Origin of the sequence: Haloglomus halophilum, from assembly GCF_024298885.1 — an archaeon.
GTDB classification, from domain to species: Archaea; Halobacteriota; Halobacteria; order Halobacteriales; family Haloarculaceae; genus Haloglomus; species Haloglomus halophilum.
The window spans coordinates 1,563,445-1,586,488 of sequence record NZ_CP101166.1; the positions used below are offsets into that span (position 1 = coordinate 1,563,445).

Here is a 23,044-nt window from a genome sequence, read left to right on the forward strand (position 1 = left end):
CCATGAGTGGACACCCCGACCCCGAGATGACGGGCCCGGCCGCGACCGACGCCGACGCGTCCACCGAGGAGGCGGTCGCCCCGGTCGCGTTCGGCGGGCGGTCGCTGCAGGTACTGCTGGTCGAGGACAACCCCGGAGACGCGGCGCTCATCGAGACACATCTCGACCGCGTCTCCGGCGACGAACTCGGGACGGAGCTCTCGCTCACGCACGTCGAGACCCTCACGGCGGCACTGGACCGCCTCTCGACCGACCGGTTCGACGTCGTCCTGCTGGACCTGGGACTCCCGGAGAGTACCGGCCTCGAGACGGCCGAACGGGTGCTCGACGCGTACCCCACCGTCCCGGTCGTCGTCCTGACGGGGCTCCAGAACGAGGAGGTCGCCGTCGAGGCCATCCGTGCCGGTGCCCAGGACTACCTCAACAAGAACGAGCATATCGAGGGGCCGATGCTGGCGCGGGCGGTCCGGTACGCCGTCGAGCGGAAGGCCCGCGAGAAGCAACTGGAGCTGCGCACCGAGCGTCTGGGCGAGTTCGCCGAGCTCATCTCCCACGAACTGCGGAACCCGTTGAGCATCGCCTCGGGGTACGTCCAGCTCGCCCGCGACGGCGATGCCGACCCGGCGGACGCGCTGGCCGAGATCGACGACGCCGTCGACCGCATCGGGACGCTCGTCGACAAGCTCCACCGGCTCACCTCGCTGAGCACCGCGGACGGCGTCGCTCCCGTCGACTTCGAGACGACGGCCGCCGAGCGCTGGGCGGCGGCCGCGACGCCCGGGGCGACGCTGGAGACGGCCGACGGACTGCCGACCATCGCGGCGAACCCGGACCGCATCCGGTCGCTGTTCGATCAGCTGTTCCGCAACGCCATCGAACACGGCGGCGAGGACATCACCGTCGAGGTCGGGCCGCTGCCCGACGAGGACGGCTTCTACGTGGCCGACGACGGCCCCGGCATCCCGCCCGAGGAGCGCGGCGACCTGTTCGAACACGGCTCGACCGGTGGCGCCGACCCCCGCTTCGGACTCACCATCGTCCGCAACGTCGCAGAGGACCACGGCTGGGAGGTCCGTGCCGTTGAGAGCGACTCGGGTGGCGCCCGCTTCGAGGTCGCCGGGCTCTCGAACACGTTGACGGAACTCCGGCGGAACGCCGGTGGTCACGGCGGCGGGTGAGCGCCCGTTTTCCCGAACTCGCGCCCGCGCACGCGTAGGGGTGACTTTTTATCGGGGGACGCCGAATCCCGCCGCATGTTCAAGGCCATCGTGAGCGCGGACACGCTGGAGTCCGCGCTCGACTCCGTCAGCGTGCTCGTCGACGAGTGCAAGATCAACCTCAACGAGGACGGGCTGGCCATCCGCGCGGTGGACCCGGCGAACGTCGGCATGGTGGACCTCTCGCTCGACGCGGACGCCTTCGAGTCCTACGAGACCGACGGCGGCATCATCGGTGTCAACCTCGCGCGGCTGGAGGAGTTCGTCGGCATGGCGGACTCGGGCCAGCTCGTCCAGCTCGAACTCGACGAGGAGACCCGCAAGCTCCACATCCAGATCGAGGGCCTGGAGGGCACGCTCGCGCTCATCGACCCCGACTCCATCCGCCAGGAGCCCGACCTCCCGGACCTGGACCTCCCGGCCGAGATCGTCGTCGAGGGCAAGGACATCGACCGCGCGGTCAAGGCCGCCGACATGGTCTCCGACCACATCGCGCTCGGCGTCGATGTCGACGAGGACACCTTCTACGTCGAGGCCGAGGGCGACACCGACGACGTCCACCTCACGCTTACCCGCGACGACCTCATCTCGCTGGAGGCCGGCGAGGCCCGCTCGCTGTTCTCGCTCGATTATCTGAAGGACATGAACAAGGCCATCCCGAAGGACGCGGAGGTCCGGATGGAGCTGGGCGAGGAGTTCCCCGTCAAGATGCACTTCGATATCGCGGAAGGGAAAGGTAAAATAACGTACATGTTAGCACCCCGTATCCAGAGCGACTGATTGGTTCGGAAAGTCCGAAATTATCCGAGAAACTCTGGAACTCCCGATATATCCTGCCGGTATCGGGGCATCGCCTCGCTACAGGTCCACCAGCTGTGTCTCGCCCGCTCGCGTTTCCTCCCCAGTTTCGACCAGTACGTCCGCCTCGGTCACGCCCGCGGGAAACAGCACGTCGGCCCGCGAGCCGAAGGAGATGTGGCCGATGCGGTCGCCGCGCTCGAGTTCCTGCCCGGCCTCGACGTAGGGGTGGATGCGCCGGGCGAACGCGCCCGCGATGAGGGTCACGCGGTAGTCACCCGTCTCGCGCGCCATGTCGACGTGGACGCGCTCGTTGTGTTCGGACTCCTTCGAGAACGCGAGCCGGTGGCCGCCGTCGATATGCTCGACCGCCTCGACACGCCCCGCGAGCGGCGCGCGGTTGACGTGGACGTTCGCGGCGTTCATGTAGATGCCCACGCGGACACGGGCGTCGCCGTCGTGTTCCTCCGTGCGGACGACCGACACCACCCCGTCGGCGGGCGCGACAGCCCCGCTACCGGGCGGTGTGCGTTCGGGGTCGCGGTGGAATGCGAGGACGGCTCCCGCCAGCAGGAGGCCGAGCGCGACGGCCGCGCGGCGTCCCAGCCATCGGGCGGTCGTGAGGCCCGCGAGCGCGGCGGCGACGGCGTAGCGACCGGCGCCGGGTGCGATGCGCATAGCGGGGCTGGGGCGGTCGGGCACATCACCGTTCCGCCCGCGCCCGCGAACCCCTCCGCTTCCGGTGGAGATGCGGATTGGGGTCGTGAAATTATGACACGGTAGCCGTCGATTCGCGGCTACCGGGGAGCTACCTGTCGCTGTGTGCATCATACGTGACCGGACAGGTCGGCATCTGGACTCGAAACGAGGGGCCTCCTCCCTCGGGGACCGCGCTGCCTGGGGTCACGCGCCGGTCGTGTGGACCGCTGTCGGGATACTGCAAGGCCTTAGTACGCGGCCCGTGTGCGGCCCGTATGAACGTCGCAGACGCCATGACGCCCCGCGAGGAGGTGGTGACGGTGTCCATCCCCGGTACCCGTGAGGACGCCCTCGAATACCTGCAGGGCGGCGCCTTCTCCTCGATTCCCGTCGTGAAGGAGACCGACGACGGCGAGGAGTTCCGCGGCCTCGTCACCCGCGAGGCGCTCATCGAACGGCCCGACGAGGACCAGCTCGCGCTGCTCGCCGAGGAGGTCCCGACCGTGACGAGCGACGCCTCGCTGGCCGACGTGGCGCGGCTCGTCCGCGAGAGCGGCCACAACCGCGTCCCCGTGGTCGACAACGACCACCTCGCCGGGATCGTCACCGTGACCGATGTCATCCGGGCGCTGGCCAACGGCGAGATCGCCGGTACGGACGTCGAGGTCGGCCCGCTGTCGACCCACGCCGTCAACACGGTCTACCGCGAGACGCCGCTCCCGGTCGTGCAGGCCGAACTCGACTACGCCGACGTGCCCTACGCGGTCGTGCTCGACGACGAGGGCGAACCCGAGGGGATGCTGACGGAGGTCGACATCATCGAGGTGGCCCGCGTCGAGGAGGGCGAGGCCGAGACCGGCGAATCCCTGGCCGACGAGGACGACGACTGGAAGTGGGAGGGCATCAAGGCGACCGGCAACCGCTACCTGCCGACCCGGAACGTCGAGATTCCGGCCGAGCCGGCTCACCGGTTCATGAGCGGGGACCTCGTGACGGTCACGCGCAAGCGGACCGCACAGGATGCCGCCCAGCTCATGATCTCCAACGACATCGAACAGCTCCCGCTGATGACGGCCGACGACATGGTCGGCATCCTCCGCGACATCGACCTGCTCGCCGCGGTGATCGAGGATGAGTGAGGACATGGATGCGGATGCGGACGCGGAGGCGCTCGAGCCGATTCCGGCCGACGAGGAGCTGGAGACCGTCGCCGAGCTCGCGAAGCGCCGGGGGTTCTTCTTCCCGGCATCGCGGGCCTACGGCGGTGTCGCCGGCTTCTACACCTACGGCCCGGAGGGCGCCGCGCTGAAGCGCAACGTCGAGGACGCCTGGCGCGACCTGTTCGTGACCCAGGAGGGCCACATGGAGATATCCGCGCCCGACGTGATGCCCGAGCCCGTCTTCGAGGCGTCGGGCCACCTCGACGGCTTCGACGACATGATAATCGAGTGCCCGGAGTGTGGCACCAACCACCGGGCCGACCACCTCGTCGAGGACGCGACCCGTATCGAGGAGGCCGAGTCCCTCCCCATCCCCGAGGTCGAGGCGCTCATCGCGGAGTACGACCTCGACTGCACGACCTGTGGTGCGTCGCTGACCGACGTGCCCGTCGAGGAGTTCAACCTGATGTTCGAGACGAACATCGGCCCCGGCAGCTCCCAGCCGGGCTACCTCCGCCCGGAGACGGCCCAGGGCATCTTCGTGGAGTTCCCGCAGCTCAAGCAGTACGCCCGGAACCAGCTCCCCTTCGGCGTGGCGCAGGTCGGCACCGCGTGGCGCAACGAGATCTCGCCGCGCCGCGCGCTCGTCCGCGTGCGGGAGTTCACACAGGCCGAGCTGGAGCACTTCGTCGACCCCGACGAGGACGAACCGCCCCTCCACCGGGTCGCCGATGTCGAACTCACGCTCTACCCGGCCGACGAGCAGGAGGCCGACGACGGCGGTGAGGCGAGCGAAGCGAGCCGAACGTCGTCGGACTCGTCCGACGGAAAGTACGTCACCTGCACGGTGCAGGAGGCCGTCGACGAGAACATCGTCGCCTCCGACTGGGTCGCCTACTACCTCGGCCTCGCCCGTGACTGGTACGAGCGGGTCGGCGTCGACATGGACCGGTTCCGGTACCGCCAGCACCTCTCGGGCGAGCTCGCCCACTACGCCGCGGACTGCTGGGACGCCGAGGCGGAACTCGGCGGCGACTGGGTCGAGATCACGGGATTCGCCTACCGCTCGGACTACGACCTCTCGAAGCACGGCGCCCACTCGGACGAGGAGTTCACGCTGTTCAAGCAGTACGACGAGCCGAAGACGGTCGAGCGCGCCACCGTCGACCCCGACATGTCGGTGCTGGGGCCGGAGTTCGGCGGCGACGCCGGCGCCGTGCAGGAGGCGCTCAACGACCTCGTCGAGCGCGACCCCGACGCCTTCGACGGCGAGGTCGTCGAGGTGGAGGCCGACGGCGAGTCCTACGAGGTCGATGTCGAGCACACGAACTTCGCTCGCGAGGAGGTGACCGAGTCGGGCGAGCACATCACGCCCCACGTCGTCGAGCCGTCGTTCGGTATCGGCCGCATCGTCTACACGGTCCTCACGCACGCGTACGACCGCGACCTCGTGGACGGCGAGGAGCGCGCGTTCCTCGACCTGCCGCCCGAGGTGGCGCCGACGACCGTCGGCGTCTTCCCGCTGATGGACAAGGACGGCCTCGGGGAGCGCGCCCGCGAGGTGGAGGCTGACCTCCGGCAGGCGGGCTTCGCCGTCGCGTACGACGACTCGGGCAACATCGGCCGGCGCTACCGCCGCCAGGACGAGGTCGGCACGCCGTACTGCGTCACGGTCGACTACGAATCGCTGGAGGACGACACCGTCACCGTCCGGGAGCGCGACTCCACCGAGCAGGCCCGCGTCGACATCGAGGAGTTACCCGTCACGCTGACCGCGCTCCGGACCGGGAGCACCGACATCGCGGACCTGTAGGACGATGCCAGACACCGCCGGCGCCGACGGAGGCGGGGGCGGTGCGGACGGGAGAGCATCGGCCGACGCCGATGCCGGTGCCGACGCGGACGGCGGCCGCTTCTCGCGGCTCCGCCACCCCGAGGTCGAGCGCCGGCTGGTCCACGTCACGGGTGCGCTCGCCCCCGCGAGCTACCTGCTCGGGGTGTTCACCTGGCGCCAGCTCGGGCTCGTCCTGCTGGGTGGGTCGATGCTGGCGGCGCTGCTGGAGGTCGGGCGGCTCTCGGGCCGCCTCGACCTCGCCATCTACGACCGACTCACCCGCGAGTACGAGCAGGACAACGTCGCAGCGTACGCGCTGTACGTGGTGAGCTTCACCGTCGTCGTTCTCCTCTTCCAGCCCCGCGTGGCCATCCCGGCCGTGCTGGCACTCGCCATCGCCGACCCCGTCTCCGGGCTGCTGGGTTCGGGTGAGCTGCGCGACGTGAAGCAGGGGTACGTCCTGCTGGCGACGTTCGGCATCGCGACCGGCATCGCGAGCTTCTTCGTTCCCGCGATCGCGGCGGTGCTGAGCGGCCTGGCGACCGCGCTCGCCGACGGCGTCAAGCCCACCGTCCGCGGCTACGTCCTCGACGACAACCTCACCATCCCGCCCGCGGCCGCGGTCGCGATGACGGTCGGGCTGGAACTGACGGGCCTGCTGCCGGCGCTGGGCTGAGTCAGAACGGTCCCGTCTCGCAGCCCATCGTCGTCGCGAGTTCCCTGCTTTCGACCCCGCTCGTGTCGATTGTGACCTCCTGCCAATACTCGTTGCAGTCGTAGCTGTCGGGCGTCGCCGTGTAGCGCCCGTGCCAGTCCAGTGCTGGCACCCGGGCGGTGACGGCGTACGCTGCCGGCTCCGGGCGCTCGACGGTGACCGTCGCGTCGGTCCGGAGACGGAACGTCCCGCGGAACAGCGCCCCGCCGTCGCGTCGGTCGATGTCGACGGCCACCGTGACCGGTTCCGTCCGCTGGTTCTCGACAGTCGTGTAGTGAGGCGCGGGGTCACGGAGCGTCGGGCAGCCGTCGTGCGAGAGCGTCACCCGTCGCTCGTTCCGGACGGTCGTGTCCAGGCGTCGCGGTTCGTCGGGGGCACTCGCGCAGGGGCCGAGGCCGAGACAGCCTGCCAGTCCGGCCGCCACGGTCGCGCCGGCGGCCGCCAGCATCTCGCGTCGTCGCACGGCCGGCCGTCGTCCGGCCGCCGACAAGTGCCTTCAGGTCGGGGCGGCGCCCGCTCCGCCGCGCAATCGCGCGACCAGCGCCTCCACGTGCCCGGAGGACCGCATCAGCACCGTCCCGAGGATGCTCATCGCGAGGACGTAGCCGACGATGAGCGCCGTCAGTTGCGGGTCCAGCCCCGCGGTCACGGCGAGCGCCGCCAGCACGAGCGAGAACTCGCCGCGTGCGACCATCGCCAGCGCCATCCGCACGCGGCGGCGCTCGGCCAGGCCGTAGGCGGCCGCGCCGAGGTAGCCCGAGACGAGTTTCGTGACCGCGGTCACGGCCACGAGCGCTGCGAGCGGCACCGCCACCGCGCCCAGCGTCCCGGGGTCCGTGCCGAGCCCGATGGCGAAGAAGAAGACCGCCGCGTAGAGGTCCCGCTCGGAGGTGATGACGCGCTCGACGCGGTGGGCGTGCTCGGTTCCGCCGACCGCGGCCCCGAGGAAGAACGCGGCGACGGCCTCGCTCACGCCCAGCGCGAGTGCGACGCCGGCGACGACGGTGACGGCCGCGACGATTCTGAGGAGGAACAGCTCGTCCGCGTTCGTGTCGAGCGCCCGCGCGACCAGCGGCGTCCCGACGGTCGCGAGCGCGACGAGCGCCGCGATGACCGCGACGCTGATGCCGAGGGGGACGAGCGCGCTCGCGAGGGTACCGCCGGAGAGCGCGACCGCCGTGAGGAGCGCGAGGTAGACCGCGATGACGAGGTCCTCGGCGATGAGGACGCCGAGGATGGCCTCGGCTTCGGGGTCGGCGATCCACCCGAGTTCGATGAGCGACTTCGTGATGATGGCCGAGGATGAGATGTAGGTCGCGCCGGCGAGCAGGACGCTCTCGACGAGGCCGAAGCCGAAGACGTAGCCCAGCGCGAACCCCGCGCCGGCGTTCAGCAGGAGGTCCACGCCGGCGGCTCGTGTGACGGCCTCGCGCCGCCGGAGCAGACTCGAGAGGTCGAACTCCAGCCCGATGAAGAACAGCAGGAGGACGATACCGAGTTCCTGCAACAGCGTGATGAACTCCTGTTGCTGGACGAGCGTGAGCGACTGGCCCGCCACGCTGGGTGCGTTCGGCCCGACGAGGACGCCGGCGACGATGTACGCCGGAATGACCGACTGGTCGAGGCGGGTCGCTATCGCGCCGCCGATAGCCAGCGTCGCGAAGACGACGCCCGCGGCCAGCAGGAGCGACTCCGTCGCGGCCACGCTACGTCCCGCCCTCGCCGGCGGTATCTGGGTCGTCGCTGGTTCCCTCTCCGCCCTGACAGCGGTCGGCGAAGACGGCCTGCTGTTCGCGGGTCCCGAGCGTGACGAGGATGTCGTCGGCCTCGACCTGGAAGTCGGGCTCCGGGTTCGGGACGGTGTCGGGCCCGCGCTGGACGGCGATGACGGAGACGCCCGAGACGGCCCGGAGGTCGGCCTCCGCGAGCGTCTTCCCGGCGACGGGTGAGGCGTCGGTGATGTCGACCCATTCGATGATGGCGTCGCCCAGCGGCACCTCCAGCTGGTCCATGTCGACGGTCTCGAAGTAGGCGCCCTCGAGGATGGAGCCGAGGTAGTTGGCCTGCTGGCTCGTCAGCTCGAACACCTTCTCGGAGTCGGCGTCCGGGTCGGGCCGGCGGAAGAGTTCGACCCGGCCGTCGTGGTGGAGCAGAACGACCGCGCGGGCCCCGCCGCCGACATCGACCTCGAACTTCTTGCCGACGCCCGGCACGTCGGTCTCGTAGACCGTCATGGGCCGGCGTTCGGCCGTCGGTGGCTTAACTCCGGGCGGTTCAGGGGGTGGGATTTGGTGGGTTCGTGCTCTCTCTCGGAACCAACGAAAACGACACTAGAACCACCTACGAAGCCCTCGCGCTCTCGACCACTCCGGGCCTCGCTGCGCGCCGGTTCGACTGACGGAGGTGCACGAGGCTCAGCAATCCACGGGCCGGGAGAGCGGGGCGCCGCAGGCGCCCCGAGCGAGCGGCGAAGCCGCGAGCCGCGTGGCGGAACGAAGTGGAGCCCGCGCGACCTGGGGAAGGGCAGGGGCGTCGGGCCCGTGGAACAACCGACTCCTGGCGGACTCGAAGGGCGAGCGCGCTCAGCGGTCCCCCGGCGACGTAAGCACCGCAGCGACCGAAGGGAGCGAGGAGCGCAGCGAGCCGCGGGGCCCTGAGCGCGCGAGGGCTTCGTAGGCGGCTCTATCGCCGTCTGCTAATAATCATATAAAAATAAAACAAGGTCTATTAGTTTGAAATAGTGGGAATAAATTCCAAAAATATGCGTTTGGGTTGTTATATTGGGGTTATCCCTACTCGTCTGCAAGCGAGATGTAGCGCGTCTCGATGACGCGCTCGTCGGCCTCCAGTTCCTCGCGGGCCTCGTCGGGGACCTCCTGGTCGACGTTGTAGACGGTCATCGCCTCGCCGCCGATGGTCTGGCGGGCGTTGTACATCCCGGCGATGTTGATGTCGTACTCGCCCATGACCGAGCCGATGAGGCCGATGACGCCGGGCTCGTCCGTGTTGCGCGAGACGATCATCCGGCCGCCCGGAATCGCGTCGACGCGGAAGCCGTCGATGCGGACGATGCGCGGGTCGTCGTCGTGGAACAGCGTCCCGCAGACGGAGATGGACTCCTCGTCGTTGTGGACCGTGACGGTGACGAGTGAGGTGAAGTCCTCGGCCTGCGAGTGCTTCGTCTCGGTCACGTCGATGCCGCGCTCCTCGGCGATGTCCCGGGCGTTGACCGCGTTGACCTGTGACTCGATGGGGAGGAAGACGCCCTTCAGCGCCGACGCGGTGACAAGTTCGATGTCCTCGTCGGCGATGTCGCCGGCGTACTCGACCTCGATCTCGTTGACGTGGCCGTCGAACAGCTGGACGGCGATGCGGCCGGCGGTCTCGGCGAGTTCGATGTACGGCTTGACGCGCGGGAACGCAGCGGCGTCCATCGACGGCGCGTTGAGCGCGTTCATCACCGGCTCGCCGAGGAAGGCGGCCAGCACCTGCTCGGCCGTGGAGGTGGCGACGTTCTCCTGTGCGGCCTCCGTCGAGGCCCCCAGATGCGGGGTCACGATGATGTCGTCGACGTCGAGCAGCGGCGAGTCCTCCGGCAGGGGCTCCTCGGCGAACACGTCGATGGCGGCGCCCGCCAGCACCCCGTCCTCGACGGCCTCGGCGAGCGCGGGCTCGTCGATGATGCCACCGCGAGCACAGTTGACGACGTAGCCGCCCTCCAGCTGCGCGAGTTCGTCCTCGCCGATGAGGTTCTCCGTCTCGGGGGTGAGCGGCGTGTGGATGGTGAGGAAGTCCGCGCGCTCCAGCGTCTCGTCGAGGCCCGCGAGCTCGGCACCGAGCTGCTCGGCGCGCTCCTCGCCGATGTAGGGGTCGTAGGCGACCAGGTCCATCCCCAGCCCGCCCAGCCGCTTCGCGACCTCCTGGCCGACGCGGCCGAGGCCGACGACGCCGAGGGTCTTGTCGCGCAGTTCCGTGCCGAGGAACTCGCCTTTCGCCCACTCGCCCCCGCGCAGGCGGGTGTGGGCCTGCGGGATGGAGCGCGCGGTGGCGAAGGCCATCGCGACCGTGTGCTCGGCGGCGGCGCGGACGTTCCCCTCCGGCGCGTTCGCGACGATGACGCCGTGCTCGGTCGCCGCGTCGATGTCGATGTTGTCGACGCCGATGCCGGCGCGCCCGACGATCTGCAGGTCCGGCGCCGCGGCCAGGAGGTCGGCCGTGACCTCCGTGCCCGAGCGCACGATGAGCGCGTGTGCGTCCGCGACGGCCTCGAACAGCGCGTCGCCCTCCGCCTCGTATTCGGTGACGACCTCGTGGCCGGCCTCTCGGAGCCGATCCAGTCCCGCGTCCGCGATGGGGTCCGTGACGAGTACCTTCATGCGCGGACGGTCCGTTCCGTGGGGGTAAACCCTTCCGTTCCCGGTCCGTCTCGCCAGCATCGGCCGGACGTTGGCACGGACCAACCGAGCGGCTTCGGGTGGTCGGAGCCCGCCCGGCGCTACCGCCCGATCGTCCCCTGCTTCGTGATGGGGGCGTCGGGGTCTACCTGGAACGCGACCACGAGCGAGTCCGCCGTGGCGGTGAGCGCGAGGTCGCGGTCGTCGACGAGGAGGCCACTTTCGGCCTCCTCGAACCGGGTTCCGGCGGTCTCGACCGCGCCCTCGAACACGTAGAAGTACGTGTCGTATCCGTCCCGCGACGGGAGCCTGCCGGTGGCGCCCTCGTCGAGCCGGATATCGTAGAGATGGATGTCGTTGCGCACGAACGCCGGCGCGTCGGCGCCCTCGGGACCGAAGAGGTGGCGCCATTCGTTAGCGACGGGGCCGGGAACGGGTTCGTGCTGGATGTCCGGCTGGAGGTCGAGGCTGTGCGGGCGAACGAAGATCTGCAGCATCCGCAGCGGCGGGTCGTCCGCGAGCGTGCGCTCCTCGTGCCAGAACCCCCGTCCCGCGTTCATCACCAGCAGGTGGTCCGGGTCGGTGACCAGGTCGTTCCCCTGCCGGTCCCCGTGTCGCATCACGCCGGCCGGGACCCACGAGACGATCTCCTCGTTCCGGTGCTGGTGCATCGAGATGAGTGTGTCCGGGTCCATGAACGACTCCACGACGGTGGCGAGCGGCCCGTACCCGTGGTCGTCGTGCGTCGGATGGTTCCGCCCCGGAAAGTTCAGGTGGATCCGGAACTTCCCCTGGTTCTGCGAGACCGTGGTTCGCGGCGCTTTGTAGAGTCCGGTGTCGGCGTCAGCGTTCACGATGCGCCCGGCTACGCCCTGGAGCCTCCTTAGCTACCCGGCGACACCACCGCAACCAGGTGGCATCGGTAGCGGTTCCCGAGCGCTATCTCGGGCGTATCTTCCCGACCACGGATGTCCTCGTTCCACACCCGGTATCCCGGTACCTTATACGCGAAAGCATCCAACTCCCGTGCATGAACGTCGTCCCGGACACGAGCGCGGTCATCGACGGCCGTGTGTCCGAGTTCCACGAACGGGGCGAACCCGTCGAGACGGTGTACGTCCCCGAGGCGGTCGTCTCCGAGCTGGAGTCCCAGGCCAACGCCGGCCACGACACCGGCTGGAACGGGCTCGAGGAGCTCCAGCGCCTCACGGACCTCGCCGACGCCGACGAGCTCGCTGTCGAGTACGTCGGCGAGCGCCCCACCAGTGACGAGATCGGTGGTGCCCACGAAGGTGACATCGACGCGGTCATCCGCGATATCGCCCAGGAGTACGACGCCACGCTCCTGACCAGCGACGCGGTCCAGGCCGAGGTCGCCCGGGCGAAGGGCATCGCCGTCGAGTACGTCGAGGCCGAGACCCGCGACGTGGACACGCTCTCCATCGAGGAGTTCTTCGACGAGGAGACGATGAGCGTCCATCTCCGCACGGATGTCCCCCCGATGGCCAAGCGCGGGAGCCTCGGCGACATGCGCTACGAGGCAATCCGCGACGAGCCCTCCACGGAGGCCCAGCTGAAGGAGTGGGCCGCCGAGATCGAGGCGTCGGCCCGCCAGTCCAGCCAGGGGTTCATCGAGCTCTCCGAGCCCGGCATGAGCATCGTCCAGTTCCGGGACATGCGCATCGCCGTCGCGCAGCCGCCGTTCGCCGACGGCTACGAGATCACGGCCGTCCGACCCATCGCGAAGACGACGCTGGACGACTACAAGCTCGCCGGCGAACTCCGCGACCGCCTGCAGGAGCAGCAGCGCGGTGTCCTCATCAGCGGGGCGCCGGGCGCCGGGAAGTCCACGTTCGCCCAGGCCGTCGCCGAGTTCCTCGCCGATACGGGCTTCGCGGTCAAGACGATGGAGAAGCCCCGCGACCTCCAGGTCGGCCCGAACATCACCCAGTACACCGAACTGGACGGCTCGATGGAGAAGACCGCCGACTCCCTGCTGATGGTCCGGCCGGACTACACCATCTACGACGAGGTCCGGAAGACCTCCGACTTCTCCGTGTTCGCGGACATGCGGCTCGCGGGCGTCGGGATGCTGGGCGTGGTCCACGCGACCCGCGCCATCGACGCGCTCCAGCGGCTCGTCGGCCGCGTCGAACTCGGGATGATACCGCAGGTCGTCGACACGGTCGTCTACATCGAGGCCGGCGAGGTCCACACCGTCTACGACGTCCACACCGAGGTGAAGGTCCCCCACGGCCTGATGGAGGAGGACCTCACGCGCCCGGTGGTCGTCATCAGCGACTTCGAGACCGGCGAACCCTCATACGAGATCTACACGTTCAACAACCAGGTCGTCACGGTCCCGCTGGAGGAGGGCGAGGACGGGAGCGACACGGGTGTCAACCGCATCGCCAAGCAGGAGATCGAACGCGAGGTCAAGTCGGTCGCCCGCGACCGCGTGGACGTCGATATCACCGGGCAGAACTCCGCCCGCGTCTACGTCTCCGAGAACGACATCTCGACGGTCATCGGGAAGGGCGGCGGCCGCATCTCCGACATCGAGAACCGGCTCGGCATCGAGATCGACGTGCGCACCCACGACGAGCGCCCGGACGGCGCGCGCCACGCCGGGGGGTCGGGCGGTGGCGACGCCGGTGGGAGTTCCGGCGGTCGCGCGGGTGGCGGCTCCGGCGAGATCGTCACGCCCGAGGTCACCTCCCGGCACGTCATCGTCCCGGCCGAGGGGTACCAGGGCGAGACCGTCGAGGTGCAGGCCGGCGGCGAGTACCTGTTCACGGCGACCGTCTCGCGCGGCGGCGAGATCCAGGTCTCGCGTGGGTCGGCCATCGCCGAGGAACTGGAGCAGGCCATCGACCGCGGCAAGCAGATCACCATCGCGCCGCAGTAGGCCGGCGCCGTGCCGCATAGGAAACCCCTTTGTCCGACGCCCCCTGCGGTCAGGTAACCCGCCGGCGGCGGCGATTCCGCCGCGGCATTCCACATCATGCGCGTAGACGAGGCCGTCCCCGAGTTCGCCGACGCGTTCCCGTTCGAGGCGTTCAACCGGATGCAGACGGAGGCCCTGCCCGCGGTGCTGGACTCCGACGAGAACGTCGTCGTGAGCGCCCCCACCGCCTCCGGGAAGACCGCGCTCGCGGAACTGGCCATCTGCCGCACCCTCCGCAACGAGGGGACCGCCCTCTTCCTCGCACCGCTGCGCGCGCTCACCAACGAGAAGGAGTCCGAATGGGAGCGCTTCGAGGACCTCGGGTATTCGGTGTACGTCGTCACGGGCGAGCGCGACCTCAATCCCCGGCGTGCCGAGCGCGCCGACGTGCTGGTTATGACCCCCGAGAAGGCCGATTCGGCCACGCGCAAGCACGACACCGCGCGTCACGCGTTCATCACGGACGTCGACTGCTGCATCATCGACGAGGTCCACCTGCTGGACTCGGACAAGCGCGGGTCCGTCCTCGAAGTCACGGTCTCGCGCCTGCGCCGACTCTGTGACCCGCGCGTGGTCGCGCTCTCGGCGACGATGCCGAACATCGAGGACGTGGCCGGGTGGCTCGATGCGCCCGACGAGTGCACGTTCACCTTCGGCGAGGAGTACCGCCCGGTCCCGCTGCACGCGGGGGTGGAGACGTACTCGCACGGTGAGAACCCGTTCCAGGACAAGTACCGCCGCCTGTTCCGCGCGCTCGACCTCGCCCAACCCCATATCGAGGACGGCGGGCAGGCCCTCGTCTTCGTCTCCAGCCGGCAGGACACCGTCCGCGCCGCGGAGAAGGCCCGCGACGTGGTCGCCGAGCGCGACATCGAGATGGGCGCCCGCGGCGACTACGACATGCACACCGAGGCCCAGGACCTGGACAACGACACCCTCCGCCAGTCCGTCGTCGACGGCGTGGCCTTCCACCACGCCGGGCTCTCGCGCTCGGACAAGGACCGCGTCGAGGAGTGGTTCCGCGACGGCACGGTCCAGCTCCTGTTCTCGACCTCGACGCTCGCGTGGGGCGTGAACCTGCCCGCGCGCTGTGTCGTCATCCGGGACACGAAGTACCACGACCCGCTCGAGGGGGAGGTCGACATGAGTCCGCTCGACGTGCTCCAGATGCTCGGGCGCGCCGGGCGGCCGGGCTACGACGACGCCGGCTACGCGTACGTGGTCTGTGACGGCGCGGACGCCGAGAAGTACCGGACCCTGCTTCGCGAGGGCAAGGAGATCGAGTCCCGCCTCGCCGAGGACCTCGACGCGCACCTCAACGCCGAGGTCGCGCTGGGCTACGTCCGCGAGATGGACGACGTGATGGAGTGGCTGGAGACCACCTTCTACTACGTCCGGGCGCAGGCCGCCCCCGACGGCGCCAGCGACGGCTCGACGGACTACCCGTTCGGCGGCAACCTCCGCACGAGGGCGCGGGAGACGCTGGACGCGCTGGTCGACGACGGGTTCGTCGAGGAGGACGGCCTCCGCCTGCGGCCGACGGCGCTCGGGCGGCTGGCCTCGAAGTTCTACATGCGCCTCGACACCGCCCGCGAGTTCGCCGACCTGACCGAACTCGCCGCGGAGCGTCCCGTCGACGAGACCGACGTACTCCGGACGGTCGCGGCCGCCGCCGAGTTCGACTCCGTCAGCGCCCGCAAGAGCGAGCGCGACGCCGTCGAGTCGGTCCTCGGGAAGTCGTTCGCCACGGATGCCGAGGGTGAGGACCTCGAACCCGGGCATCGGAAGGTGCTGGCCATCTGCCGGTCGGCGATGCGGGGGTCCACCCCGGCCGAACTCCAGAGCGACGCGTGGGTCATCAAGCAGAACGTCCTGCGCCTGCTCGCGGCCCTGCACGCGTTCGCCCGCGAGTTCGCGCCCGCCCGCACCGCGAACCTCGTCCGCCGGGTCGAGGCCCGCGTCGAGACCGGCATCTCCGCCGACGCTGTCGGCCTCACCGCCGTCGACGGCGTCGCCCGCGGCCGCGCCCAGAAACTCGCCGCAGAGGGGCTGAAAACGCCTGCCGACATCGTCGCCGCCGGGGTCGAGGGGCTCGTCGATGCGGGCCTCTCGGAGGGCGTCGCCGAGCGAGTCCTGCGGAACGCCCGCGACCTCCCGGTCGTCGAGGTGGACTGGGGGGCGTTCCCCGACAGCATCGCGCTGGGCGAGCGCGCGATGTGTCCGGTCACGGTGCGCTCGACCGCGGGCAGCGCCCGGGCGGGGGTCCGCGTGACGGTCAACGGCCGGGAGATGTCCAGCGGCGAGAGTCACCTCGGCGAGACGGAGACGACGGTCGGCGTCTTCGGCACGGACCAGGCCGACGAACTCACCTACCGGGTCGAGGTGGCGTTCCCGGACCTGCCGCTTGCGCCCGTGACGGAGTCGCGAACCGTGCGGGTGGAGTAGCGCCGGTCGGGAGCGGGGTTGCTCGCCCGGCCGGTCCCGCCGACGGGATGCACGACCCAGCTGCTGGCCGGGCCCGTTGCTATCACGGCCCAGCCGCGAAGATTTATCCCCGGAGCCGACCCACCAGCACCCAGTAATGGGATTCTTCAGCAGACTCAAGACCGGCTGGGCACTGTCGATGGACAGCCTCCAGGTCCTCCGCGACGAGCCGAGCCTCACCGTGTTCCCCGCCATCTCGGGCATCGCGGGCGCCATCTATCTCGCCCTCATCCTCGGCGGTGCGGTGTTCCTCGTCGGCCCGACTCCCGGGCCCGCGATGTACGCCGCGCTGTTCGTCGTCTACCTCGGCACCTCGTTCATCGCGGCGTTCTTCTCGGCCGCGTTGATGTACAACGCCCGCGAGGTGTTCCACGGGCGCGACCCCACGCTGAACGAGGGGCTCGCGGCCGCGTGGCGCAACAGACGCCCGCTGTTCGCGTGGGCGGTCATCTCGGCCGTCGTCGGGACGGTCCTCCAGCTGCTGGAGAGCACGGACAACCCGCTGGCCGAACTCGCCTCGTTCGTCTTCAGCGTGGCGTGGGGCATCCTGACGTACTTCGTCATCCCCGTCATCGTCTTCGAGGAGGTCTCGGTCCGGGAGATGTTCGAGCGCTCCGGGCAGACGTTCAAGGAGACCTGGGGCGAGACCGCGGGCGCCAGCTTCGGCGTCGGCATCGTCACCGTGCTGTTCACGCTGGCGGGGCTGGCGGTCGCCGCACTCGCCTTCTTCGTGCTCGGCGGCACCGGGCTGGGCCTCGTCGGCGCCATCGCCATCGGCGTGCTCGTCATCCTGCTGGCCTACCTGGGTGGCACGACGCTGGGCGCAGTCGCGAAGACCGCCCTCTACGTCTACGCCACGGAGGGCGAGCGCCCCCAGCAGTTCGAGAACGTCGACTTCCGGTCGGCCGGGCGGTAAGCCGGCACCGGAACCACCGGCACCGGCCACGAGAGGACCCGATATCGAAGTGTTCAACCCACTGCCCCGACCAGCACGGGCAACCATGCCACAGCACGAACGGTGGTGGTCCGCGTGAGCGCGGCGACCGAGAACGTCGAACTCGTCGGGCAGGAGATCGGCAAGAACGTCGCCCGCGCGGCGATGCTCGCGGCCCTGACCGGCGCGTTCGCGTACGTCTCCTTCCCGAACCCCGTCTCGCCCATCGCCATCACGCTGCAGGGGCTGGGCATCTTCCTCGCGGGCATCTTCCTCGGCCCCGTCTGGGGTGGGCTGTCCATCGTCCTCTACCTCGTCGCCGGAGCGGCCGGAGCGCCGGTCTTCCAGGGCGGTGCCGCCGGTATCGGACAGTTCGCCGGGTCGAGCGGCGGCTACCTGTTCGCCTTCCCGGTCGCGGCGGCCGCCATCGGCGCGCTCGTCCACGGCTTCGACGGCCTCCGTGACCCCAGCGAGGTCCCCATCTGGCGGCTCGCCGGCGCCATGACCATCGGCGTCGCCATCATCTACGTCGGCGGCATCGTCGGCCTGATGGTGGTCCTCGGGCTGGGGCCCGTCGAGGCGTTCTTCGCGGGGGCGGCGGCGTTCATCCCCGCCGAGGCGCTCAAGATGGCCGCCGCGGTCGGCATCGTCAACAGCGAGGAGTTCTCCGCCGAGTGACCGACCACCGCCAGCGATGACATGATAGAGACCCGCGGCCTCGAACACTCGTACGACGACGAGCCGGTCCTCGACGGCGTCGACATCACCGTCGCGGATGGGGAGTTCCTGCTGCTCGTCGGGCCGAACGGGGCCGGGAAGACCACGCTCGTCCGCCACTTCAACGGCCTCCTCGTCCCCGACACGGGCACGGTACTGGTCGACGGCCAGCCGGTCGCCGACGACCTCGTGGCCGCCCGCGCGGCCGTGGCGATGGTGTTCCAGGACCCGCGCGACGGGTTCGTCGCCGCGACCGTCCGCGGGGACGTGGCCTTCGGCCCGGAGAACCTCGGCCTGCCGCACGCGGAGATCGACCGCCGCGTCGACGAGGCCCTCGAAGCGGTCCGGATGGCGGACCGGGGCGAGGAACGCATCGACCAGCTCTCGGGCGGCGAGCAGGCCCGGGTCGCCATCGCCGGCGCGCTCGCGATGGAGCCGAGCCACCTCGTACTGGACGAGCCGCTGGCCGGGCTCGACCACCCCGCGCGGACGGCCGTCGTCGACCGGCTGGCCGCGCTCAACGAGTCGGGCACCGGCGTCGTCGTCGTCACGCACGACCTCCGCGACGTGGCCGAGTTGGCCGACCGCGTCGTGGTGATGCGCGACGGTGCCGTTGCACTGGACGGCCCTCCGGACGCCGTCCGCGACCGGTTGCTCGAGTTCGACGTCCGACCATGGTGAGCGGCGGTCGGGAGCGCGTGGCAGGGCTGGGCGCCAGCCGCCGCGGAGGGCGACCGTGCTGAGGTACGAGCCGGGGACCACGCTGGTCCACGACCTCGACCCGCGGACGAAGCTCGCCTTCCAGGTCGCGTTCACCGCCGCCGCGTTCGCCCACACGACGCCGCGTGGCCTCGTCGTCCTGACGGGCGTCGCGGGCGGGGTCCTGCTGGCCGCGCGGCTCCGACCGCGCTCGGTCGTGGCCGACCTCCGGTTCGTCCTCCCGTTCCTCGTCGCAGCACCGCTACTGGAGGGGCTCACGTTGGGCTCGCCGTGGTTCTCGCTCGCGGAGGCGCGGTTCCCGGCGCTGGCGAGCTACCGGGTCCTGCTGGTGTTGCTCGTGAGCGCGGCGTACGTCACCACCACGCCGAGCCGGGAGTCACGAGCCGCCATCCAGTGGCTCGTCCCCGGCCGCCCGGGCCAGTTCCTCGGCGTCGGCGTCGGGCTGGTCTTCCGATTCCTGCCGGTCCTCCAGCGGGATGCAGCGCGTGCCCGTGAGGCCATGCGCGCACGGCTCGGCGAGGCCCGCCCTCTCACCGAGCGGATGCGCATCGTCGCGACGGCGAGCCTGCGGCGGGCGTTCGACCGCTCGGATACACTGGCGCTCGCGCTCGGTGCCCGCTGTTTCGCGTGGAATCCGACGCTCCCCCGGCTCGCGCTCGGGCGTACGGATGTGCCCGTGCTGGCGGGCTGTGTCGCGCTGGTCGGGTGGGCGCTCTGGCCGCTGGTCGGCTGGCCGACGGTCCCCGGCATCTGAGCCACGCAGGGGGGATGACCGACCCGAATCTTAACTGGTGTCACTGCATACCACGCGGCGGATGATGGGGGGACGGAACGCGCTCGTGACATTGCTCGTGCTGTCGCTGCTCGTGCCGGCGGGGGCGGTCGCCGTGACGGACCCGGCAACCGCCGCCGCCAGCGCGACGACCGCAGCCACGACCGACCCCGGTCTGGTCGACGTGCAGGTCGAGCCACGTCGCGACCCGGACGGCGACGGTCGCTACGGCGAGTTCGTGGTGACCGTCGTCGCCGACACCCGGATGCCGGACACGGACGTGCTCGGCAACAACCCCGGCGAACCGTACCTCGAGATTGAGGTCGACGGGGATGACGTCTACGAGACCGACATCGTCGAGCGCCGCTCGGACTACCGGCTCGCCGTCACGCTCGACGAGTCGGAGCTCGGGGGCATCGAGACGGGCGACCACGACCTGACCGTCGAGCTCTGGGACGCCGACCAGGACCGGGACGATACCGACCTCGGCAACGACGACCAGGTCGACAGCCGGACGGTCGATATCGGCTACGAGACGCCCGCCGCGCTCGCCATCTCGGCGCCACGGTCGGAGACCGTCGTCGGCTCGCCGGTCGCACTCCGCACGCCGCCGACGTACGACGCGCCGACACGGTGGACACTGGTCGACGCGCCGCCCGGCAGCGACGCGACGCTCCGCACCTACGACCGCGGGACGGCTACCCTCCGGCCGGACGCGACCGGCCCCTACCGTATCCGGGTGACCAGCGGCGGCGAGACGGCGACGACGACGCTGCGCGCGACCAGCGCCGACCGCGTGCAGGCGCTCCGGCGGTACGCCCCGCGCATCCACTACGCCGCAGAAGAGCCCTACCAGCCGACGCGGTACGAGGCGCTGGTCTACAACGCCGAACTCCAGGACATCGCCCACCCGAACGTCGAGGAGCCGACGCTGTTCGACATCGAGGGACGGAGCGACGACTGGGAACTGGACATGCCCGCCGACGAGAGCGAGTTCCCGACCTACGACGACCGCTTCCCGCCGACCGTCTACGGGAGCGTCCACGAGGGCGTCACCTACCGTGGCGAGACGTACACGGCCTACACCTACTGGCTGTTCTACGTCTACGACCCGAAACAGCCCGATAGCATCGGCGCCATCGTCGCCCACCAGAGCGACCTGGAGACGGTGTCGGTGCTCGTCAACGAGTCCGGGCCGCAGTGGGTCGCCGCCTCCCAGCACTACGGGGGCGAGGTCCGCGAGTGGGCGAAGACGGGTCACGCCGGAAGTCACGTCGACATCTACCCCGCGTTCGGCGCGCACTCGAACTACCTCCGCAACACGGAGCGCTACGGCGCTGGCATCCCCATCCAGGACCAGTTCATCGACAAAGAGAGCCGGAAGACGGTCATCCCGGACGTGGCCGAGGGGGTGTACGCCGACCGGACCGGGAACGCCCGGAACCTGACCCACGACGGCTCGCTCGGGGAGGCGTATCAGGTCGTCCCCCTCACCGGCGAGGAGGTCTGGGCGAGCTACGCCGGAGCGATGGGCCCCGACGACGAGACCGGGCAGGTCCCCTACCAGCGGACACGGTACACGGACCTCGAGGACTGGCTCACGACGTTCCCGGTACCCGACGAGCGCCAGGTCGACGGCAATCTGAGCGTCGCGGCGCTCGAGGCGGGCGAGGCCGTCGCCGCCGAGGCGCGGCTGGAGAACACCGGTCCGAAACCCCACACCTACTGGCTCGTGCTGGAGGCGGTCCCCGAGCAGGCCGACCGCGAGGTCCGCCGGCTCGACGCCACGGCCGTCCCGCTCGCGACGGATGCGACCGCGACCCGCGAACTGACGGGCACCCCCCCGGACCCGAGCGGGAACTGGTCGCTCCGGGTCCGGGTGCTGGCCTACCCACCCGGCGTGGCCGACCTCGAGGACGTGCTGACCGCGGTGGAGCGCCGGGGCGCACTGGTCGTCAGGGAGTCCGGTGCGGTGGTACTCGAATCGACACCGACGCCGGCCAGTGGCGACGGACGTACGTCGACGAGCGAGGGACCGCTCGGAGCCGTGGGCCCCGGATTCGGCCCGGGGGCAGCGGTCGTCGCCCTCGTGCTGGCGCTGGCGGGACTGGTCGCGAGCGGGCGTCGGGAGGAACGAGGATAGCACGGGACCGCCGGAAGCGCCCGAGACCACCGAGGACGAGGAAGATGGCGACGCTGTTCCCCCCGGCATCGCGTCCCATCGGGGACAGCCTCTCGGTCACGCTGGGGAAGCCCCCCTCGGAGGCGCTCCGCCGCGCCGAGCGCCGAATCGGGTAATAACCACGGTACAATACAGATACTGCTGATATCTCGTTCAGAGTGGGGGATTGGGGGCGATAGAGAGGAAATCCGAAGTTTGCAGATGTTACGGGGACAGTTACAGCACGTTCTCGGGCGTCAGCTCGGGGTCGAACCGGAGCACGTCCTTGATCTCGTCCTCGTTCACGTCCTCGAACGTGTCGCGTGCGATGGAGCGGAGGTGGACCTCGTCGGCGCCGTCGAAGATGCGGAACGCCCGCACCCCCTCGTAGAAGTGCGCCAGCGGCAGGTCCTTCGCGATGCCGTTGCCGCCACAGCACTGGACCGCGAGGTCGATGATGTCGTTGACGACGCGTGCGGTGAACACCTTCGACATGGCGACCTCGATACGCGCGTCGGACTGGTCGAGTTCGCGGGCGGCGTGCCGGACGCCGGTGCGGGCCATGTGGAGGCGGGTCTCGGCCTCGGCGATGCGCTGGCGGAGCGCCTGCTTCTCGTCGAGTCCGGAGCCGAACGCCTCGCGCTCGGAGATGTACGCCTTCGCGATGTCGAGCGAGCGCTGGGCCATCCCCGAGAAGCGCATGCAGTGCGTGAGCCGGCCGCCGCCCAGCCGCATCTGTGCGATGCGGAAGCCGGCGTTCTCCTCGCCGACGGTGTTCTCGACGGGGACGCGGACGTCGCGGTACTTGATCTCGGCGTGGCCGCCGGGGTTCTCGAGGATGCCGTGGCCGCCGAGGTGGCCGGCGTTCCGGACGATCTCGACGCCGTCCGTGTCCGTCGGGACGAGGATGATGGAGCTCCCGGCGTACGGGTGCTCGTCCATGTCTGTCCGGGCCATCACGAGCAGGAAGTCGGCGTCGTAGCCGTCCGAGGACCACCACTTGTGGCCGTTGATGACCCACTCGTCGCCGTCCTTGTAGGCGGTGGTCTGGAGCATCTTCGGGTCCGAGCCGGCGCCTTGCATCGGCTCGGTCATCGAGAACGCCGACTGCAGCTCGCCGGAGACGAGCGGCCGGAGCCACTCCTCCTTCTGCTCCTCGGTGCCGACCATCTCGAGGGTGTGCATGTTCCCCTCCTGAGGCGCGTTCGCGCGGATGGCCTGCGCGCCGATGAGCGACCGGCCGGCCTGCTCGAACGCCGGCAGCATGTCGCTGAAGTCGAGCCCCTGGCCGCCGTACTCCTCGGGGACCTGCGGCGCGAACAGGTCGCGCTCCTTCGCCTGCTCCCAGAGGTCGTGCAGTTCGTCGTCGGAGATGTGCTCGCCCGTCCGAAGGGCCTCCCGCTCGCGGGGGATGACGACCTCGTCCATGAACGCCTCGACGCGGCCGGCCACCTCCTGCGCTTTCTCGGAGTCGTGGTACTCCATGTCGCCC

Annotated in this window: 19 protein-coding genes; 12 read left to right on the forward strand and 7 right to left on the reverse strand. The window is 70.2% G+C overall.

Annotated elements, in window-relative coordinates; translation table 11 throughout:
• Nucleotides 1-2 precede the first annotated feature (2 nt).
• A complete protein-coding gene (locus NL114_RS07650) occupies nucleotides 3-1,178 on the forward strand; it encodes a sensor histidine kinase (RefSeq protein ID WP_254824196.1) in 1,176 nt (391 codons plus the stop codon).
• A gap of 75 nt (nucleotides 1,179-1,253) precedes the next feature.
• Complete coding sequence (locus NL114_RS07655) at nucleotides 1,254-1,997, forward strand: DNA polymerase sliding clamp (RefSeq protein ID WP_254824197.1); 744 nt, start codon at nucleotides 1,254-1,256, stop codon at nucleotides 1,995-1,997.
• Between the two features lie 78 nt (nucleotides 1,998-2,075).
• Here NL114_RS07655 and NL114_RS07660 read toward each other — a convergent pair whose 3' ends face one another.
• Nucleotides 2,076-2,693 carry a protein sorting system archaetidylserine decarboxylase gene (locus NL114_RS07660; protein ID WP_254824198.1) on the reverse strand — a complete coding sequence of 206 codons (618 nt, stop codon included), beginning with the start codon at nucleotides 2,691-2,693 and terminating at the stop codon, nucleotides 2,076-2,078.
• Nucleotides 2,694-2,989: 296 nt separating this feature from the next.
• Here NL114_RS07660 and NL114_RS07665 point away from each other — a divergent pair, with 296 nt between their 5' ends.
• The 3 genes from NL114_RS07665 to NL114_RS07675 are packed head-to-tail and all read left to right on the forward strand — an operon-like array spanning nucleotide 2,990 to nucleotide 6,384.
• Complete coding sequence (locus NL114_RS07665) at nucleotides 2,990-3,853, forward strand: CBS domain-containing protein (protein ID WP_254824199.1); 864 nt, start codon at nucleotides 2,990-2,992, stop codon at nucleotides 3,851-3,853.
• The gene (gene glyS / locus NL114_RS07670; protein ID WP_350355405.1) at nucleotides 3,846-5,687 is read left to right on the forward strand and encodes a glycine--tRNA ligase; all 1,842 of its coding nucleotides are present in this window, start codon (nucleotides 3,846-3,848) and stop codon (nucleotides 5,685-5,687) included. The genes NL114_RS07665 and glyS overlap by 8 nt, the downstream gene beginning before the upstream one ends.
• Nucleotides 5,688-5,691: 4 nt before the next feature.
• Complete coding sequence (locus NL114_RS07675; RefSeq protein WP_254824200.1) at nucleotides 5,692-6,384, forward strand: diacylglycerol/polyprenol kinase family protein; 693 nt, start codon at nucleotides 5,692-5,694, stop codon at nucleotides 6,382-6,384.
• 1 nt (nucleotide 6,385) lies between these two features.
• Here NL114_RS07675 and NL114_RS07680 read toward each other — a convergent pair whose 3' ends face one another.
• The 5 genes from NL114_RS07680 to NL114_RS07700 all read right to left on the reverse strand — a co-directional run bounded on the left by NL114_RS07680 (nucleotide 6,386) and on the right by NL114_RS07700 (nucleotide 11,671).
• Nucleotides 6,386-6,886, reverse strand: coding sequence for a hypothetical protein (locus tag NL114_RS07680; protein WP_254824201.1), 501 nt, complete (start codon nucleotides 6,884-6,886; stop codon nucleotides 6,386-6,388).
• A 33-nt stretch (nucleotides 6,887-6,919) separates the two neighbouring features.
• A complete protein-coding gene (locus tag NL114_RS07685; protein ID WP_254824202.1) occupies nucleotides 6,920-8,128 on the reverse strand; it encodes a cation:proton antiporter in 1,209 nt (402 codons plus the stop codon).
• A gap of 1 nt (nucleotide 8,129) precedes the next feature.
• On the reverse strand, nucleotides 8,130-8,657 hold the full coding sequence (locus NL114_RS07690; RefSeq protein ID WP_254824203.1) for a cation:proton antiporter regulatory subunit: 528 nt from the start codon (nucleotides 8,655-8,657) through the stop codon (nucleotides 8,130-8,132).
• Nucleotides 8,658-9,215: 558 nt separating this feature from the next.
• Nucleotides 9,216-10,799 (reverse strand): phosphoglycerate dehydrogenase, encoded by a 1,584-nt coding sequence (gene serA, locus NL114_RS07695; protein WP_254824204.1) that lies wholly within the window; start codon nucleotides 10,797-10,799, stop codon nucleotides 9,216-9,218.
• A gap of 119 nt (nucleotides 10,800-10,918) precedes the next feature.
• Complete coding sequence (locus tag NL114_RS07700) at nucleotides 10,919-11,671, reverse strand: pirin family protein (protein WP_254824205.1); 753 nt, start codon at nucleotides 11,669-11,671, stop codon at nucleotides 10,919-10,921.
• A gap of 176 nt (nucleotides 11,672-11,847) precedes the next feature.
• Here NL114_RS07700 and NL114_RS07705 point away from each other — a divergent pair, with 176 nt between their 5' ends.
• From NL114_RS07705 to NL114_RS07735, 7 genes are all read left to right on the forward strand, one after another.
• Nucleotides 11,848-13,725, forward strand: coding sequence for a PINc/VapC family ATPase (locus NL114_RS07705; RefSeq protein ID WP_254824206.1), 1,878 nt, complete (start codon nucleotides 11,848-11,850; stop codon nucleotides 13,723-13,725).
• A gap of 96 nt (nucleotides 13,726-13,821) precedes the next feature.
• Nucleotides 13,822-16,209: a DEAD/DEAH box helicase gene (locus tag NL114_RS07710; RefSeq protein WP_254824207.1), complete on the forward strand. Its 2,388-nt coding sequence runs from the start codon at nucleotides 13,822-13,824 to the stop codon at nucleotides 16,207-16,209.
• A 136-nt stretch (nucleotides 16,210-16,345) separates the two neighbouring features.
• Complete coding sequence (locus NL114_RS07715) at nucleotides 16,346-17,164, forward strand: DUF6159 family protein (protein ID WP_254824208.1); 819 nt, start codon at nucleotides 16,346-16,348, stop codon at nucleotides 17,162-17,164.
• Between the two features lie 114 nt (nucleotides 17,165-17,278).
• Nucleotides 17,279-17,860, forward strand: a complete 582-nt coding sequence (locus tag NL114_RS07720; protein WP_254824209.1) for a biotin transporter BioY — start codon at nucleotides 17,279-17,281, stop codon at nucleotides 17,858-17,860.
• Between the two features lie 21 nt (nucleotides 17,861-17,881).
• Nucleotides 17,882-18,580 (forward strand): energy-coupling factor ABC transporter ATP-binding protein, encoded by a 699-nt coding sequence (locus tag NL114_RS07725; protein WP_254824210.1) that lies wholly within the window; start codon nucleotides 17,882-17,884, stop codon nucleotides 18,578-18,580.
• 55 nt (nucleotides 18,581-18,635) lie between these two features.
• Complete coding sequence (locus NL114_RS07730) at nucleotides 18,636-19,373, forward strand: energy-coupling factor transporter transmembrane component T family protein (RefSeq protein ID WP_254824211.1); 738 nt, start codon at nucleotides 18,636-18,638, stop codon at nucleotides 19,371-19,373.
• 37 nt (nucleotides 19,374-19,410) lie between these two features.
• The gene (locus NL114_RS07735; RefSeq protein WP_254824212.1) at nucleotides 19,411-21,534 is read left to right on the forward strand and encodes a hypothetical protein; all 2,124 of its coding nucleotides are present in this window, start codon (nucleotides 19,411-19,413) and stop codon (nucleotides 21,532-21,534) included.
• Nucleotides 21,535-21,789: 255 nt separating this feature from the next.
• On the opposite strand, the gene NL114_RS07740 is transcribed toward NL114_RS07735, so the two are convergent.
• Nucleotides 21,790-23,037: an acyl-CoA dehydrogenase family protein gene (locus NL114_RS07740; protein WP_254824213.1), complete on the reverse strand. Its 1,248-nt coding sequence runs from the start codon at nucleotides 23,035-23,037 to the stop codon at nucleotides 21,790-21,792.
• Nucleotides 23,038-23,044 lie beyond the last annotated feature (7 nt).